The organism is Neoroseomonas marina, from assembly GCF_012927745.1.
In the GTDB taxonomy this organism is placed as follows: Bacteria; Pseudomonadota; Alphaproteobacteria; order Acetobacterales; family Acetobacteraceae; genus Neoroseomonas; species Neoroseomonas marina.
Genome location: NZ_JABBKX010000004.1, coordinates 1 through 15,643, shown reverse-complemented (window position 1 = coordinate 15,643; position 15,643 = coordinate 1). Strand labels below are relative to the sequence as shown.

The window sequence follows — 15,643 nt, the reverse complement described above, 5'->3', positions numbered from 1 at the left end:
CTTCCATCCTGGATTGTGAACCCTGCCGCACCGGCGTCCGTCTTGACGCCGGCGGGGGACCTCGGTCCCCATGCGTCCCGCTTATTGCCGGACGACCAGATGGACACGCCGCCCGCCGGACTCGCGCCCCATGCGCCGCTGCCACGCCACTACGCCGACCCGGCGCAGCGGGACCGCTTCGTACGCGGCCTCTTCGACGGCGGCGCGGCTTCCTACGATCGCATCAACGCCGTCTTCTCGCTCGGGTCCGGCGCCCGCTACCGGCGTGAAGCTCTGTTGCGGAGCGGACTGGCGCCCGGCCTCCGCCTGCTGGACGTCGCCACCGGCACCGGGCTGGTGGCGCGGGAAGCGCTGGCGGTGCTTGGCCGTCCGCAGGACGTCATCGGTCTCGACCTCAGCATCGGCATGCTGCGCGAAGCGCGCGCGACCCTGCCGATTCCGTTGCTGCAGGCGCGCGCGGAAGCGCTGCCCCTCGCCTCCGAAAGCATCGACCTCGTCAGCATGGGCTACGCGCTGCGGCATGTGCCGGACCTGGTGCGCACATTTTCCGAGTACCGCCGTGTCCTGCGGCCGGGTGGCCGCGTCCTGCTGCTCGAGATCGACCAACCGGCGAGCCCCGTCGCGCTGGCGGCGCTGCGATTCTACCTCGGCAGCGTCGTGCCGGTCCTGTCGCGGTGGATCGCCGGCCGCGGCCCGTCGCAGCAGATGATGGAGTACTTCTGGGACACGATCGACGCCTGCGTCCCGCCCAAGGCGATCGAAGGCGCGCTCGCCGAAGCCGGCTTCACGGATATCGGCTGCGAGATCCAGCTCGGCATCTTCCGCGCGTATCGGGCCCGCCGGCCGGCCGATTCCTAGCCGCGGGGCGGACGCAGGGCGCGCAGGATCGCGGGCTCGGCCGACCGCAGCAGCCAGGCGCGGACCTCACGCAGGCTGCGGCCCACCTGGGCACGCCCCTCGGGCGGCACCTCCTTCCGGTCGGCCAGCAACAGGTAGAGCGCCGCGAGGTCCGCCTCGGTCGCGGGACGATCGGGATCCGCGTGGCGGGCCTGCAAGGCGGCGACACGGCCGGGCAGGTCGGCACGGCGAAGGTGTCGGTAGCGTTCGCGCTCGGCCGCCGCAAAGGCGGTGGGATCGAGAGGCGAGAGGGGCCGCGGCCCATCGCGGTGCACCGCGGCCTCCGCGAAGCCGTGGCGGCGGTAGATCTCGGGCGTGAAGTGCTCCCCCGTCTCGCCGAAATACAGGCCGAAGCAGGCCCGCGTGTTCACGCGCGCGAGCCCGAGGCGGGCCGCGGCCAGCGCCTTCGCCGCGTCCTGCGAACTCGCGACATGCCCGAACTCACCCGCGAGCCAGAGGGCGAGGATCCGACCCTCGTTGCGTTCCTGGTAGTCGTCCAGGGCGAGGATCGCGTCATAGGGCGCTAGCTCCGTTCGGATTCGCCGCCAGGCATCCCGGTGCAGGCCGAAGGCCCAGTGGTGTTCCAGCTGCGTCCATCCCGCGGGGCCTTCCACTGCGGGCGCGCGGTGATCGCCATAGACGGCGAAATGCGCGACGCCGCCCGCCTTCGCCGTCACCTCCCGCGCCAGGTCGAGCATGTGCAGATACCAGGGGCCGGGCTCGAGATCGTCCTCGAAGAAGTAGGCGCATTCGGCGCCGAGGGTGATGAAGGCGTGGTCCTCGCCGCGCGCGATGTTGCGCGCGATGCCAAGGTTGTCCGGCGCTGCGAGGATCTCGGCCCTCGGGAAGATTTCGCGCACCGCGGCGATGCCTGCGGCGATCTCGGCCCCGCTCGCATAGCGGCGACCGGTGCGCGGGGACACCGCGCCATCCATCATCAGGTGGATGCGGCGTTCGTCGAGCACCACGCCGCGCTGCGACCGCAACGCCCGGCAGACGCGCGCCAGGCGATCCGGCTGGCGGAAGCCGAAGAGGATGATCGGCGCCGTGATCTCGCGCGGCGCCGGGGCGGCGGAGGAGGTCATGCCGCCCTGCCCCGGCCTCAGCGCGCGATGCGCGTCTCGGCGCCCGGCGCGAGCCAGCCGAGCCGGCCGCCTGCGAAGACGGCGACGGGCGACGGCGTCGCCGGATCGACCAGCACCACGTCGCCACGCAGGCCCGGCGCGATCCGGCCGCGATCATTGAGGCCGCAGGCCTCGGCCGGATTGGCGGAGACCAGCGCCCAGGCCCGTGGCAGGTCCATCGCGCCGCGACGGACCATGGCGAAGGCGGCCTCGAGCATCGCCGGCCAGACGTAGTCCGAGGCGAGGACGGTGACGAGGCCCCGCTCGGCGAGCGGTGCGGCGGAGGCCCAGCCGATATGGCTCCCGCCGCGCACCACGTTGGGCGCGCCCATGACGACATGCTCACCCGCGGCGCGTGCATCCGCCGCCACGGCCTCGGCCATCGGGAATTCGCAGATGGTCGCGCCATGGGCGCGGTAATGGACGCGGTCCTCGATCGTCGCGTCGTCATGGCTGAGCATCGGGATGCCGGCGGTGCGGGCGGCCTCCGCGAGGCGGGCGCGGGCGGCAGGGATCTCGTCGCGCCGGGCGGCGACGGATTCGGCCAGGCTGCGGAAGGCCTCCGCCTGCATCCCCGCGCGGCCGGCGAACTTCGCCACCTGCTCGGGCTTGCCGATCTTCTTCATGATGCCCGGCGTGTGGTCGTTGAAGCCGAGCAGGTGCACCGAGCCATCCGCGATGCCCTCCAGCGCATCGTCCAGCGCGTCGAGGTTGTCGGCCTCGAAGCGCAGATGGACCCGCAAGTCGGTCGCGGCGGCGGCGCGCGCGGTCGGCAGCGCGGCCTTCAGCGCACGCCAGGCGGACAAGGAGCGCAGCCCCGGTTCCCAGGACAGCGTCACGCCGAGATAGGCGGTGGTGATGCCGCTCGCGATCAGTTGCGCGGCGCTGTCGCGCAGCGCGAGCGGCACCGGCAGGTCGACGCCCGGTCGCGGCTGCAACTGCCGTTCATGCGCGTCGCCATGGATGTCCACGATGCCCGGCAGCACGCAAAGGCCCTGCGCGTCGAAGCGCGCCGCCTCCGGCGCAGGTGCCGAGGCGACGGTTCCGTCGGCAAGGGCGAGGTCTTCCGCGCGCATCGCGCCGTCGCGCAGCACGCTGCCGCCAGTGATCGTCCAGGCCATTGGATCAGGGTTCCACCACCAGTTGCACGCGGCCGGCGGCGTAGATCGCCTGGGTCCAGTCCACGGGTTGCCCGTCGGGATCGACGTTGAGGGATTCGGAGACAAGCACCGGGCGCGACCGCGATTGCTGCAGGAGGTCCGCTTCCTCCGGCGTCGGCAAACGGGCCGTGATGCGGGACGATTTGCGCCGGTAGTCGGACAGTCCGCAGGCGGCCAGCGCCGCGGTGATCGAGGTTTCTTCCCCGAGAACGTCCGCCGCCACGGCGAAGCGCGGCAATGGCAGGTGGTGCACGCCGATCACCACCGGGCGTCCGTTCGACAGACCCAGCCGATCGACCTTCAGCACCATCCGCCCGCGGCGGATGCCGAGCGCCTCGGCCAGCTGCGTCTCGGCGGGGATCTCGGAGAGACGCAGGATGCGCCCCGCAGGTTCGCGGTTCTGGCGGCGGATCAGTTCCGAAAAGCGCGTGCGCGGGCCGAGGCGGTAGTCGACCACGTCCTCCGCGACGAAGGCGCCGCGGCCCTGCTCGACGCGGATGAGGCCGCGAGCCTCGAGATCCTCGAGCGCGCGGCGCACGGTGTGTCGGTTCACGCCGAAGCGTTGCGTCAGCACCGCCTCGGTCGGCAGGCGATCTCCGGCGGCGCGGCCGCCATGGGCGATCTCGCCTTCCAGCGAGGCCGCGATCTGGCGCCACAATGCGACGCCCTGCCCCCGCGCCAGAGGCGCCCCTGTCATCGAAACTTCAACCATCGCCGCCCAAGTCCATGGGATATCCGTGTGGACTTTGTGGCGGTCGGATGTCTACTTGTCCAGATGAATTCCATGACAAGTGCACCACCCGATCCGAACGCCGAGCGCCGCCACTGGATGGCCGTGCTGGCGCGTGCGAGCGGCGAGGAGATCGCCGCCCTGATGCCCAAACTTCCGGCCCATGAGCGCCTGCGCGCCCCGGAAACCGGTCTCGTCATGGTGCGCGGCCGCGCCGGCGGGGACGGCAATGCCTTCAACCTCGGCGAGATGACGGTGACACGCTGCGCGGTGCGGCTCGGCGAGACGGTCGGCCACGCTTATGTGGCCGGACGCGACAAGCGCCAGGCGGAACTCGCGGCCGTGCTCGACGCGGCGCTGCAGGATCCGGCGCGGCGCGATGCCCTGATGGCTTCGGTGATCGCGCCGCTCGAGACGCGCCAGAACGCCGCGCGAGAGGCGGATGCCCGCCGCGCCGCGGCGACCAAGGTGGAATTCCTCGCCATGCAGACGACGCGATGAGCGTGCTCACCCCCGGCTTCGCCGATCCCGTCCTCGACGCCCAGGCGATATTCCGCGCGGTGCTCGAGGCGATGAGCCGCCCGGGCCGCATCCAGCGCGCCGGCGCAGGCCTGCAGCCGCCCGCGCCGATGATGCCCTCGGCGGCGGCGGTGCTGCTGACGCTCGCCGATTCCGGCACGACGCTCTGGCAGGATGCGGGCGAGGATGCCGCGGCCTGGCTGCGCTTCCATTGCGGCGCGCCCTTCGCCGATGCGCCGGGCGAGGCCGCCTTCGTCCTCGCGACCGGCGCGCCGCCTTCGGTCGCCGCGTTGAACGCGGGCACCGAGGAAGAACCGGAACGTGGCGCGACGCTGATCGTGCAGGTGGCCGCCCTCGAGGAAGGCGCCGGCTGGCGCCTGACGGGCCCTGGCATCGAACGCGAACACCGCCTCGCCGTCACCGGCCTGCCGCCGGATTTCGTCGCGGCCTGGGCGCGCAACCGCGCGCGCTTCCCGCGCGGCGTCGATGTCATCCTCTGCGCGGGGGAGCGGCTCGCCGCCCTGCCGCGCACCGTCGCGATCGCGGAGGGCTGAGTCGATGTATGTGGCCGTGAAGGGCGGCGAGCGGGCGATCTCCGCCGCCCATGCCTGGCTCGACGAGACGCGGCGCGGCGATCCCGCGCTGCCGGAGCTGACCGTCGCGCAGATCGAGCAGCAGATGCCGCTCGCGGTGGACCGGGTGATGGCGGAAGGGTCCTGCCATGACCGCTTCCTGGCCGCGCTCGCGATCAAGCAGGCCAAGGGCGACCTGATCGAGGCCGCGTTCCTGCTGCGCGCCTACCGCACCACCCTGCCCCGCTTCGGCGTCAGCGATCCGCTCGAGACCGATGCGATGCGCATCCGCCGGCGGATCAGCGCGACCTACAAGGACCTGCCGGGCGGCCAGGTGCTCGGCCCGACCTACGACTACACGCACCGCCTGCTGGACTTCGCGCTGGCGGCCGAGGGGGCGGAGCGCGCCGAGGCGCCGCAATCCGAGGTGCCCGCCGGCGCGGTGCCGCGCGTGACCGAATTGCTGGCGCGCGAGGGGCTGATGCAGCGGGAGGAAGCGACCGATGCCGAACCCGGCGACCTGACGCGCGAACCGCTGGCTTTCCCTGCCGCGCGGCCGGTCCGGCTGCAGAACTTGGCGCGCGGCGACGAGGGCTTCCTGCTCGCCCTCGGCTATTCGACGCAGCGCGGCTATGGCGGGAACCACCCTTTCGTCGGCGAGGTCCGCGTCGGTCATGTCACCGTCGAATTCACGCCGCCGGAACTGGGCTTCCCGATCGAGCTCGGCGAGATCGGCATCACCGAATGCCAGATGGTGAACCAGTTCAAGGGCAGCCGCACCGAGCCGCCGCAGTTCACCCGCGGCTACGGGCTGACCTTCGGCCATGGCGAGCGGCGCGCGATGTCCATGGCGCTGGTCGATCGCGCGCTGCGCGCGACGGAACTCGGGGAGGACGTGACCGCCCCGGCGCAGGATCATGAATTCGTGCTGTATCATTCGGACAACATCGAGGCGACGGGCTTCGTCGAGCACCTGAAGCTGCCGCATTACGTCGACTTCCAGTCGGAGCTCGAGAACCTGCGGACGATCCGCGCCGCGCTGGCGCGCGAAGCGATGCAGGAGGCCGCGGAATGAGCCCTGTGATGGAAGGCTACAACTTCGCCTACCTAGATGAGGCGACGAAGCGGATGCTTCGCCGCGCCATCCTCAAGGCCGTCGCGATCCCCGGGCATCAGATCCCCTTCGGCGCGCGCGAGATGCCGCTGCCCTATGGCTGGGGCACCGGCGGCATCCAGGTCACCGCGGCGATCCTCGGCCCCAGCGACACGCTGAAAGTCATCGACCAGGGCGCGGACGACACGACCAATGCCGTCTCGATCCGCCGCTTCTTCACCCGCGTCGCCGGCGTCGCGACGACCGAGCGGACGTCCGAGGCGACCATCATCCAAACCCGTCACCGCATCCCCGAACAGGCGCTGCGGGAGGACCAGGTCATCGTCTACCAGGTGCCGCAGCCCGAGCCGCTCTCGCGCCTCGAACCCCGCCGCGCGGAGACGAAGCGCCTGCATTCGCTGGCCGACTACGGGCTGATGCATGTCCGCCTGTATGAGGACATCGCGCGCTACGGCCATATCGCGAAGGCCTATGACTATCCGGTGATGGTCAACGGGCGCTACCTGATGGCGCCGTCCCCCATCCCGGCCTTCGACAATCCGAAGATGGACCGCATGCCGGCGCTGCAATTGTTCGGTGCCGGGCGCGAGAAGCGCATCTACGCCGTGCCGCCCTATACCGAGGTGAAGAGCCTCGACTTCGAGGACCATCCCTTCCGCCCGATCCGCGCGCCGCATGCCTGCGCGTTGTGCGGGTCGCGCGAGAGCTACCTCGACGAGGTGATCACCGACGATCGCGGCGGTCGGCTCTTCGTCTGCTCCGACACCGATTATTGCAGCGGCCGCGTCGCCCTGCGGGAGGCCGCGGAATGACCAGGCCGATGCTCGAGGCCAGGGGCCTCACCCTGCATTTCGGCGCCATCCCCGCCCTGGTCGATGTCGCGATCGACGTCGCCGAGGGCGAGGTCGTCGCCATCGTGGGCGAATCCGGCTCCGGCAAGACGACGCTGCTGCGCGTCCTGTCCGGCCTGATGCCGCCCGATGCCGGCACGGTGCGATGGCTGGGCGAGGACGTCCACGCCATGGGCGAGGCCGCGCGGCGACGCCTGCTGCGCACCGATTGGGGCTTCGTGCACCAGAACCCGCGCGACGGGCTGCGGCTGAACGTCTCGGCCGGCGGCAATGTCGGCGAACGGCTGATGGCCGTCGGCGCGCGCCATTACGGCAACATCCGCGGCGAGGCGCTGTCCTGGCTCGCCAAGGTCGAGATCGACGCGACACGCATCGACGACCTGCCGCGCACCTTCTCGGGCGGGATGCAGCAGCGGTTGCAGATCGCGCGCACGCTGGTGACGCATCCGAAGCTGGTGTTCATGGATGAGCCGACCGGCGGGCTGGACGTGTCCGTGCAGGCGCGGCTGCTGGACCTGATCCGATCCCTCTCGCGCGAATTGGGGCTTTCCGTGCTGATCGTGACGCATGACATCGCGGCGGCGCGGCTGCTCGCCGACCGCATCCTGGTCATGCGGCGCGGCCGCGTGGTGGAACAGGGGCTGACCGACCGGGTGCTGGACGACCCGCAGCATCCCTACACGCAGCTGCTCGTCTCCTCGGTGCTGGCGGCATGAGCGCGCTCCTTCGCACCGAAGGCGTCGCCAAGGCCTTCACGCTGCACCTGCAGGGCGGCACGCGCATCCCGGTGCTGGGCGGCGTCGACCTGGTCGTCAACCCGGGCGAATGCGTGGCGCTCTGGGGCCCCTCCGGGGCCGGCAAGTCGACGCTGATGCGCTGCCTCTACGGCAATTACGGCGCCGGCGCGGGGCGCATCCTGCTGCGCCATCGCGGTGAGGAGATCGACCTTGTCACCGCAGATCCGCGCACGGTGATCGAGGCGCGGCGGGAGACGATCGGCTACGTCTCCCAGTTCCTCCGTGTCATCCCGCGCGTCGCGACGCGCGACATCGTGGCCGAGCCGATGATCGCTCGCGGCATGGTGAAGGCGGAGGCGCTGGCCCGCGCGACCGCGTTGCTCACGCGGTTGAACCTGCCCGACCGCCTGCACGGCCTGCCGCCGGCCACCTTCTCGGGCGGCGAGCAGCAGCGGGTCAATCTGGCGCGCGGCTTCGCGCCGGGCTATCCCGTCCTCCTGCTCGACGAGCCGACCGCCAGCCTCGATGCCGGGAACCGCGCCGTGGTCGTCGAGATGATCCGGGAGGCCAAGGCCGCCGGCACCGCCATCGTCGGCATCTTCCACGATGCCGAGGTCCGCGAGGCCGTCGCCGACCGCCTCTTCGACGTGATCCCCCACCAGGACGCCGCATGACCGCCGAGACCATCCTCACCAACGCCATCCTCGTCCTGCCGGAGGAAACCCTGCCGGGCACGCTGGTGATCCGCGGCGGCCGCATCGCCGAGATCCAGCCGGGCCGCAGCCATGCGGCCGCCGCGCGGGACCTCGAGGGCGACCACCTCATCCCCGGCGTGGTCGACGTGCACACCGACAACCTCGAGCGCCAGGTGCAGCCGCGGCAGAACGCGCGCTGGCCCTCGCGCTCCGCGATGATCGCGCATGACGCGCAATGCGCGGCGGCCGGCGTGACCACCGTGTTCGACGCGCTGTGCCTCGGCGACCTCGGCTTCGACCAGGGGCGCGGGCAGACCTTCCTCGACGGCGTCGCCGACCTCGATGCGCTGGCCGAGACCGGCGTGCTGCGCTCCGAGCACTTCCTGCACCTGCGCTGCGAACTGCCGGCCGCCGACATGGTGCCGGCGATGGACCCGGTGGCCGATCATCCGCGGGTGCTGATGGTCAGCCTGATGGACCACTCGCCGGGTGTCGGACAGTACCGCGACATCCCCCGCTACGTGACGATGCGCCGCAAGCAGACGCAGATGACGGTCGAACAGGTGCAGGATCGCATCGCCTTCCTGCTCGACCAGCGGGAGCGGCTACGCGAACCGCAGCGGCGCTGGCTGCTCGACCGCATCCGGCACCGCGACCTCGCCATCGCCTCGCATGACGACCAGAGTGCGGAGGAAGTGCGCCGCAACCTCGCCGATGGCATCGCCATCAGCGAGTTCCCGGTGACGATGGAAGCCGCCGAGGCCGCGCGCGACGCGGGCGTCGGCGTCATCGCCGGGGCGCCGAACATCGTCCGCGGCGGCAGCCATTCGGGCAATGTCGCCGCGGCGGACCTGGTGCGCGCGCGGGCGGCCGATGCCTTCGCCTCCGACTACGTGCCGGCCTCAATGGTCGAGGCCGCCTGGCGGACGGCAGAGGAGACCGGCATCTCCCTCCCCGAAGCCGTCGCCATGATCACCGACCGGCCGGCGCGGATGGCGCGGCTCGCCGATCGAGGGCGTCTCGCGCCGGGGCTGCGGGCCGACCTCGCGCAGGTGCGCGCGGTCCACGGCATCCCGGTGGTGCGCCGGGTGTGGCGCGAGGGCAGCCGCGTCGCATGACGCCATGGCGGCTCGCGCTCTACTGGGCGCCGGAGGAGAACGACGCGCTGCATGCGCTGGGCAGCACCTGGCTCGGGCGCGACGCCGCATCGGGGCGGGCGCAGACGCAGCCGGCGGTGGACGGCATGGACCTGGCCGAACTCACGGCCGATCCGCGCGGCTATGGTCTGCATGCGACGCTGAAGCCGCCTTTCCGGCTGGCGCGGGGATACGCGGCGGCGCGCGACGCCGCGGCGGCGCTGGCGGGCCGGACGGCGCCCTTCGACCTGCCGCCGCTCGCGGTGCATGACCTCGACGGCTTCCTGGCGCTGCGGGAATCCGCTCCCTGCCCCGCGCTGACCGCCTTCGCGAATGCCTGCGTCGAAGCGCTCGACGACCATCGCGTGCCGCCGAGCGAGGCCGAGATCGCGCGCCGCCGCCCGGAACGGCTCTCTGCCCGGCAGCGCGACTACCTCGACCGCTGGGGCTACCCCTATGTCTTCGAGGAATGGCGCTTCCACGTCACGCTGACGCGGCGCCTCGCCCCCAAGGAGAAGGCGGTGGTCATGCCGGCGGTCACGGCCTTCCTCGGGGAGGCCCCGGGCCGGAAGCGGCAGGTGACGTCGCTCTCGCTCTTCGTACAGCCCGCACCGGGCGCGCCCTTCACGATCGCCGAGCGTCTGCCGCTGCGCGGCTGAGCTCGGCGACGACACGAGCGGCGCCGTCCTCCGGCGTCGCGTCGTTCGACACTGTCGCGACGTCGAGCCCCGGGGGCAGCGCGGCCTCCCGCGCCAGACGGGCGGCGATGTCCTCGGCCGTTTCGCGCCCGCGCGCCGCAAGGCGCGCCGCCAGCACCGCGAGCGGCGCGGTGATGTTCAGCACGCGCAGCGGATAGCGCCCCGCGGCCTCGGCAAGCGTGCCGCGCGACAGGTTCGCCACCACCACCCGGCGCGCGGCGAGGTCGGCCTCGATGTCCCGCGGGATGCCGTAGAATAGGCCATGCGCGCCCCACCACAGGGCGAAGGCGCCGGCGGCGCGCTCGGCGTCGAAGGCGGCGACGGACAGGGCGCGGTGCGCCTCCCCGCCCGCCTCGGCTGGGCGCGTGATGCTGCGCTGCACGAAGCGGAACCGGGCATCGCCTTCCAGCCGCGCGCGGGCCAGGCCCATCAGCGTGTCCTTGCCTGCCCCCGAGGGCCCGACCACCGCCACCAGCATCCGTCCGAGGCTCCCGCGAGGATTGACGCGCACCCTCTGCTGCGCGACGACGTTCGGCGCAAGACCGAGGACCACGGCCGATGTCCGTCGCCACGCCGGAGATGATCGGCTTCCCCGCGAAGGAACCGCCCCGGATGTTCACCACTCGTCCCGAAATCATCGGCACCTTCGGCGCCGTCGCGTCCACCCACTGGCTCGCGAGCCAGGTCGGCATGGCGGTGCTGGAACGCGGCGGCAATGCCTTCGACGCCGCCGTCGCCGCCGGCTTCACGCTGCAGATCGTGGAACCGCACCTGAACGGGCCGGGCGGCGACTGCCCGATTATCCTGCACAGCGCGCGGACCGGCCGGCAGGAGGTGATCTGCGGCCAGGGTCCCGCGCCGGCCGGGCTCACGGTCGCGCACCTGCGCGACGAGCTGGGCCTCGACCTGGTGCCGGGTACGGGTCTGCTCGCGACACCGGTGCCGGGCGCCTTCGATGCCTGGATGGTCATGCTGCGCGACCACGGCAGCTGGACGGTGCGCGACGTGCTCGCCTACGCGATCGGCTATGCGCGGCATGGCGCGCCGATGGTCCCGCGCATCCGCGCGACGATCGAGAGCGTGCGCCCGCTGTTCGAGGCCGAGTGGAAGACCTCCGCCGCACTGTGGCTGCGCAATGGCGGGCCGGAGCCGAATGGCGTCTATGCCAACCCCACGCTCGCCGACACCTATGAGCGCGTGGTGCGCGAGGCCGAGGCCGCCGGCGGCGACCGCGTGCGGCAGATCGAAGCGGCGCGCACCACCTGGTATCGCGGCTTCGTCGCCGAGGCGATCGCCCGCTTCTCCACCACGACCGAGGCGATGGACACCTCCGGCCGCCGCCACCGCGGCGTGCTGAACGGCGACGACCTGGCCCGCTGGTCGGCCACCGTCGAGGCGCCGCTGACGCTCGACTACCATGGCCACACCGTCCTGAAGTGCGGCCCCTGGAGCCAGGGCCCTGCCATGCTGCAGACGCTGGCGCTGATGGCCGGATTCGACGTCGATGCGATGGACCCCATCGGCGCCGAGTTCATCCACCATGTGATCGAGGCCCAGAAGCTCGCCTTCGCCGACCGCGAGGCCTTCTACGGCGACCCCGACTTCGTCGACGTGCCGATGCAGACGCTGCTGTCCAAGGCCTACACCGATGCGCGTCGGGCGCTGATCGGGCGCGAGGCCTCGATGGAGTTCCGCCCCGGCAGCCCGGATGGCCGCGTGCCACGCACGGATTACGCCGCGGCGATCCGGCGCGCGCAGGAACTCGCGGCGGCCGCGGGGTCGGGCGAGCCGACCGTCTCGCGCCTCGGCGCGTCGGGCGGGGACACCTGCCATGTCGACGTGATCGACGCGGCGGGGAACATGGTCAGCGCGACGCCTTCGGCCGGCTGGCTGCAATCCTCCCCGGCCATCCCGGAACTCGGCTTCTGCCTCGGGTCGCGCTGCCAGATGTTCTGGCTGGACGAGACGCTGCCGAACGGCCTGCAGCCGGGCAAGCGCCCGCGCACGACGCTCTCGCCGTCCATGCTGCTGCGCGAGGGCCAGCCCTGGATGTCCTTCGGCACGCCGGGCGGCGAGCAGCAGGACCAGTGGCAGCCCATCATGCTGCTGCGGATGATCCATCACGGGATGAACATCCAGCAGGCGATCGACCTGCCCTCCTTCCATTCCGAGCACTGGATCAGCAGCTTCTGGCCGCGCGGGGCCAAGCCCGGGAAGGTGGTGATCGAAGGCCGCTACGCACCGGAAGTGTTGCAGGACCTCAACACGCGCGGCCACCTCGCCGAGATGGGCGGCGAGTGGTCGGAAGGCCGTCTGACCGGCGTGCGACGCGAACCGGACGGCACCATCCGCGCCGGGGCCAACCCGCGCGGCATGCAAGGCTACGCGGTCGGACGCTGATGCGGGTTCTCCTCGCGCTGGTGCACTACTTCAAGGCGGAGGACGGCTCGCGCCATTCCTCCACCGATGCGCACCGGCGCGACCAACGGGCGGAAGCCCTGAAACGCACGATCGATTCCTGGCGCGGCACCTTCGGCGCGACCACGACGATCAACATCGCCGCGAAGCGCTACGAGCGGATGCGCGGCGTCCTCGATGCGCTCGACATCGTGGTGCTGACCAACGGCACGGACCACCTGATCGACGAGGCGCACGCCAAGGCACGGGACGTCCGCCAGGTGACCGTCCGCGCGGACAACCCGCGCATGATCGGTTTCGCCGCACGTCGCCTGTTTGCGGACAGCCGCAACGCCTATGACCTGTTCTGCTATTCCGAGGACGACCTGCGCGTCGGCGACCCCGGCTTCATCGCCAAGATCGTCGCGTTCCAGGACGCCTTCGGACCGAAGCGGCTGCTCATGCCCAACCGCTTCGAATGGAACAGGGCGGGGCCGAGCCTCAAGACCTGGATCGACGGCGACCTCCGGCCAGGGCTGCTCGCACCCTGGCAGGATCCTTTGCCGGACGAACCGTTCCTTCGCCTCGACCGCACCACCTTCCGCCGAGCCACCAATCCGCACAGCGGCTTCTTCGCGGTCACGGCGGCGCAACTGGCCCACTGGATGCGCCAGCCCCATTTCGGCGACAACGATTGCGGCTTCATCTCGCCGCTCGAGAGTGCGGCGACGCTCGGGGTATTGAAGACCTTCCCGATCTACAAGGCGTTCGGCACCGACGCCGGCTTCCTCGAGATCGAGCACCTCGACACGCGCTTCTCCTCCCTTCCAGTATTGTCGGCGGGAGGACGGGCATGAAGATCGTCGACGCTCAGGTGCATATCTGGGGCAGCGGGACGCCCAGTGGAGACCATCGCCAAGTCCCAGTCTTCACCGCCGAGGAATTGCTGCGGGAGATGGCGGAGGCGGGCGTCGACGCCGCCGTGCTGCACCCGCCGGTCTCCTGGGATCCGGACGCCAATGCGATCTCCGAGGCCGCCGCGGCGCGCTATCCGGACCGCTTCTGCGTGCTGGGCCAGGTGCCGCTCGACACGCCGGAGGCGAGCCGGCCGCTCCTCGCGACCTGGCGGCAGCGGCCCGGACAATGCGGGTTGCGCTACCCCTTCGTCCGCGACGACCAGCAGAGCTGGCCCTTCGACGGCACGATCGACTGGCTGTGGCCCGCCGCCGAGGACGCCGGCTTGCCGGTGGCCACCATGGCCTGGCGCTTCCTCCCCGAGTTTGCCCGCATCGCCGAACGTCATCCGCGGCTGCGACTGATCATCGACCATTGCGGCCTGATCCGGCACGGCAAGGGCGCGGCGGCCTTCGACAACCTCGATGCCGTGGTTGCACTGGCCCGCTTCCCGAATGTCGCGCTCAAGGCGACCGGCGCGCCCGGCTATTCGGAACAGTCCTATCCGTTCCGCGACATCCATGACGGGCTGCATCGGCTCTACGACGCCTTCGGCCCGGACCGCTTCTTCTGGGGCACGGACATCACGCGCATGCCGTGTTCCTGGACGCAGTGCATCACGCTGTTCACCGAGGAACTCCCCTGGCTGCAGGGGCCGCAGATGGAACGCGTGATGGGTGGCGCGGTCTGCGACTGGATCGGCTGGAAGCGCGGCTAGAACATCCCGATCGCCATGCCGGCGGCGAGCGTCGCGCCGAGGTCCTGGCAGCGGGCAAGGTCCTCGGCGCCGATGGTCTTGGGGGCGAGGATCGCCTCCGGCGTTTGGGCATGGGTGCAGACGATCAGCGGTTCCGCAACGGCGCGGAGGCGCCAGCCGGTTGCGATGCGCGCGACCTGGCGCGCGGCGTTCGTGCCATCGCTGCCGGCGCAGACCATCAGCGCATAGGGCCGCCCCTCGATGCGGCCGAGCGCCGCGTAGTAGGTGCGGTCGAAGAAGTCCTTCATCATGCCGGCGATGGCGGCGAGGTTCTCGGGCGTCGCGAAGAGGTAGCCGTCGGCGGCGAGGACGTCGTCGCCGGTCGCATCCCGCGCCTCGATCAGGCGCACGCACACGCCCTCGCCTTCCGCCGCGCGGGCCGCGGCCTCGGCCATCTGACGCGTACCGCCGGTCATGCTGTGGAAGACGATGAGCAGCGTCTTCGTCATCGCCGCGGCCTCCCGCCAGAGCAGTTTCCGTTCGCCATGGCTCACGGAAACATCTCTAGGTCCTTGTTTTCGCGAGCATCTTTACCCGATCAGGTGATCCCACCTGATCGGGATCTGCTCTAGGATCGCCCCATCCTACGCAGGAGGACACCGCATGAGCGACGAGACCGCGCACGACGCGCTGAGGACGACGGGACGACAGGCGATGCGGGAGGTGCTGGGCGAGGGGTACATGGCGCGCCGCGACGCCAGCACGACGCCGCTGAACCAGGCGCTGCGGCATCTGTCGGAAGAGTTCCCCTATGCCTCGCTGTGGACGCGCGGGACGCTGACGCGGCGGGAGCGCAGCATGGTCACGATCGGCATGCTGGTGGCGATGAGCCAGCATCACGAGTTGCGCGGCCACCTGGTCGGCGCCCTCAACAACGGCTGCACGCCCGAGGAGATCGCCGAGGTGATCACCCATTCCTGCGCCTATGCCGGCTTTCCCGCCGCCATCGCCGCCATGCGCACGGCCGAGGACGTCCTGCGCGACATCACCGCCCCCAAGTAACGGTTCCCCAAGGCCCTTCGGCCTTGGGCGGGGAGAGGTCCGGAGAGGGGCAGCGCCCCTCTCCGGATTCCAACAGCGCGCCCCCGGCCCCGTCCGCCGCGGGGCCCGCGGGGGGCCCGCCTGGGGGGGGGCGGCCTGGCTCGGCCCTGCCCCCCCCTTCCCCGCCCCGGGCAGCGGGCGGGCGACCAGGCCCCCCACCCCGCCCGGGGCGAGCGGATTGAGGCCGAGCCGACGGCAGCGGCTGCGGATCGTCGGCAGCAGCCGCTGCGGCGCCGAGCAGACGAGCAGCAGCACCGTCCG

General features: G+C 71.5%; 18 protein-coding genes. 13 read left to right on the top strand and 5 right to left on the bottom strand.

The window, feature by feature from the left end; genetic code table 11:
• Positions 1 to 99: 99 nt before the first annotated feature.
• Positions 100 to 858: a class I SAM-dependent methyltransferase gene (locus GWK16_RS13220; protein ID WP_170054454.1), complete on the top strand. Its 759-nt coding sequence runs from the start codon at positions 100 to 102 to the stop codon at positions 856 to 858.
• Here the strand turns inward: GWK16_RS13220 and GWK16_RS13215 are convergent.
• Genes GWK16_RS13215 through phnF form a run of 3 tightly spaced genes read right to left on the bottom strand, consistent with a single transcriptional unit; the run spans position 855 to position 3,878 of the window.
• Positions 855 to 1,982 carry a hypothetical protein gene (locus tag GWK16_RS13215; RefSeq protein WP_170054453.1) on the bottom strand — a complete coding sequence of 376 codons (1,128 nt, stop codon included), beginning with the start codon at positions 1,980 to 1,982 and terminating at the stop codon, positions 855 to 857. The two genes, GWK16_RS13220 and GWK16_RS13215, sit on opposite strands and share 4 nt — an antisense overlap.
• 17 nt (positions 1,983 to 1,999) lie before the next feature.
• Positions 2,000 to 3,142, bottom strand: a complete 1,143-nt coding sequence (locus tag GWK16_RS13210) for an alpha-D-ribose 1-methylphosphonate 5-triphosphate diphosphatase (RefSeq protein ID WP_170054452.1) — start codon at positions 3,140 to 3,142, stop codon at positions 2,000 to 2,002.
• 4 nt (positions 3,143 to 3,146) lie between these two features.
• Positions 3,147 to 3,878, bottom strand: a complete 732-nt coding sequence (phnF, locus tag GWK16_RS13205) for a phosphonate metabolism transcriptional regulator PhnF (RefSeq protein ID WP_170054451.1) — start codon at positions 3,876 to 3,878, stop codon at positions 3,147 to 3,149.
• An 87-nt stretch (positions 3,879 to 3,965) separates the two neighbouring features.
• Here phnF and phnG point away from each other — a divergent pair, with 87 nt between their 5' ends.
• Genes phnG through GWK16_RS13165 form a run of 8 tightly spaced genes read left to right on the top strand, consistent with a single transcriptional unit; the run spans position 3,966 to position 10,194 of the window.
• Positions 3,966 to 4,412, top strand: coding sequence for a phosphonate C-P lyase system protein PhnG (phnG, locus tag GWK16_RS13200; RefSeq protein WP_170054450.1), 447 nt, complete (start codon positions 3,966 to 3,968; stop codon positions 4,410 to 4,412).
• Complete coding sequence (phnH, locus tag GWK16_RS13195) at positions 4,409 to 4,984, top strand: phosphonate C-P lyase system protein PhnH (RefSeq protein ID WP_170054449.1); 576 nt, start codon at positions 4,409 to 4,411, stop codon at positions 4,982 to 4,984. The genes phnG and phnH overlap by 4 nt, the downstream gene beginning before the upstream one ends.
• A gap of 4 nt (positions 4,985 to 4,988) precedes the next feature.
• The gene (locus tag GWK16_RS13190; protein WP_170054448.1) at positions 4,989 to 6,077 is read left to right on the top strand and encodes a carbon-phosphorus lyase complex subunit PhnI; all 1,089 of its coding nucleotides are present in this window, start codon (positions 4,989 to 4,991) and stop codon (positions 6,075 to 6,077) included.
• Positions 6,074 to 6,928: an alpha-D-ribose 1-methylphosphonate 5-phosphate C-P-lyase PhnJ gene (locus GWK16_RS13185; protein ID WP_248291371.1), complete on the top strand. Its 855-nt coding sequence runs from the start codon at positions 6,074 to 6,076 to the stop codon at positions 6,926 to 6,928. Before GWK16_RS13190 ends, GWK16_RS13185 begins: the two co-directional genes overlap by 4 nt.
• Complete coding sequence (phnK, locus tag GWK16_RS13180) at positions 6,925 to 7,683, top strand: phosphonate C-P lyase system protein PhnK (protein WP_170054447.1); 759 nt, start codon at positions 6,925 to 6,927, stop codon at positions 7,681 to 7,683. The genes GWK16_RS13185 and phnK overlap by 4 nt, the downstream gene beginning before the upstream one ends.
• A complete protein-coding gene (gene phnL, locus GWK16_RS13175) occupies positions 7,680 to 8,378 on the top strand; it encodes a phosphonate C-P lyase system protein PhnL (RefSeq protein ID WP_170054446.1) in 699 nt (232 codons plus the stop codon). Before phnK ends, phnL begins: the two co-directional genes overlap by 4 nt.
• Positions 8,375 to 9,517, top strand: coding sequence for an alpha-D-ribose 1-methylphosphonate 5-triphosphate diphosphatase (locus tag GWK16_RS13170; protein WP_170054445.1), 1,143 nt, complete (start codon positions 8,375 to 8,377; stop codon positions 9,515 to 9,517). The genes phnL and GWK16_RS13170 overlap by 4 nt, the downstream gene beginning before the upstream one ends.
• Positions 9,514 to 10,194, top strand: a complete 681-nt coding sequence (locus GWK16_RS13165) for a DUF1045 domain-containing protein (RefSeq protein WP_170054444.1) — start codon at positions 9,514 to 9,516, stop codon at positions 10,192 to 10,194. Before GWK16_RS13170 ends, GWK16_RS13165 begins: the two co-directional genes overlap by 4 nt.
• On the opposite strand, the gene phnN is transcribed toward GWK16_RS13165, so the two are convergent.
• Entirely contained in the window at positions 10,160 to 10,786 is a 627-nt protein-coding gene (phnN, locus tag GWK16_RS13160) for a phosphonate metabolism protein/1,5-bisphosphokinase (PRPP-forming) PhnN (protein WP_338144470.1), read from the bottom strand. The genes GWK16_RS13165 and phnN overlap by 35 nt on opposite strands.
• 5 nt (positions 10,787 to 10,791) lie before the next feature.
• Here phnN and GWK16_RS13155 point away from each other — a divergent pair, with 5 nt between their 5' ends.
• The 3 genes from GWK16_RS13155 to GWK16_RS13145 are packed head-to-tail and all read left to right on the top strand — an operon-like array spanning position 10,792 to position 14,302.
• On the top strand, positions 10,792 to 12,633 hold the full coding sequence (locus GWK16_RS13155; protein ID WP_338144469.1) for a gamma-glutamyltransferase family protein: 1,842 nt from the start codon (positions 10,792 to 10,794) through the stop codon (positions 12,631 to 12,633).
• On the top strand, positions 12,633 to 13,487 hold the full coding sequence (locus GWK16_RS13150; protein ID WP_170054443.1) for a hypothetical protein: 855 nt from the start codon (positions 12,633 to 12,635) through the stop codon (positions 13,485 to 13,487). The genes GWK16_RS13155 and GWK16_RS13150 overlap by 1 nt, the downstream gene beginning before the upstream one ends.
• On the top strand, positions 13,484 to 14,302 hold the full coding sequence (locus tag GWK16_RS13145) for an amidohydrolase family protein (protein ID WP_170054442.1): 819 nt from the start codon (positions 13,484 to 13,486) through the stop codon (positions 14,300 to 14,302). The genes GWK16_RS13150 and GWK16_RS13145 overlap by 4 nt, the downstream gene beginning before the upstream one ends.
• On the opposite strand, the gene GWK16_RS13140 is transcribed toward GWK16_RS13145, so the two are convergent.
• Positions 14,299 to 14,835, bottom strand: coding sequence for a flavodoxin family protein (locus GWK16_RS13140; protein WP_211187397.1), 537 nt, complete (start codon positions 14,833 to 14,835; stop codon positions 14,299 to 14,301). The genes GWK16_RS13145 and GWK16_RS13140 overlap by 4 nt on opposite strands.
• A 109-nt stretch (positions 14,836 to 14,944) precedes the next feature.
• On the opposite strand from GWK16_RS13140, the gene GWK16_RS13135 reads away from it, so the two are divergent.
• A complete protein-coding gene (locus GWK16_RS13135) occupies positions 14,945 to 15,343 on the top strand; it encodes a carboxymuconolactone decarboxylase family protein (protein ID WP_170054441.1) in 399 nt (132 codons plus the stop codon).
• Positions 15,344 to 15,643: the final 300 nt, after the last annotated feature.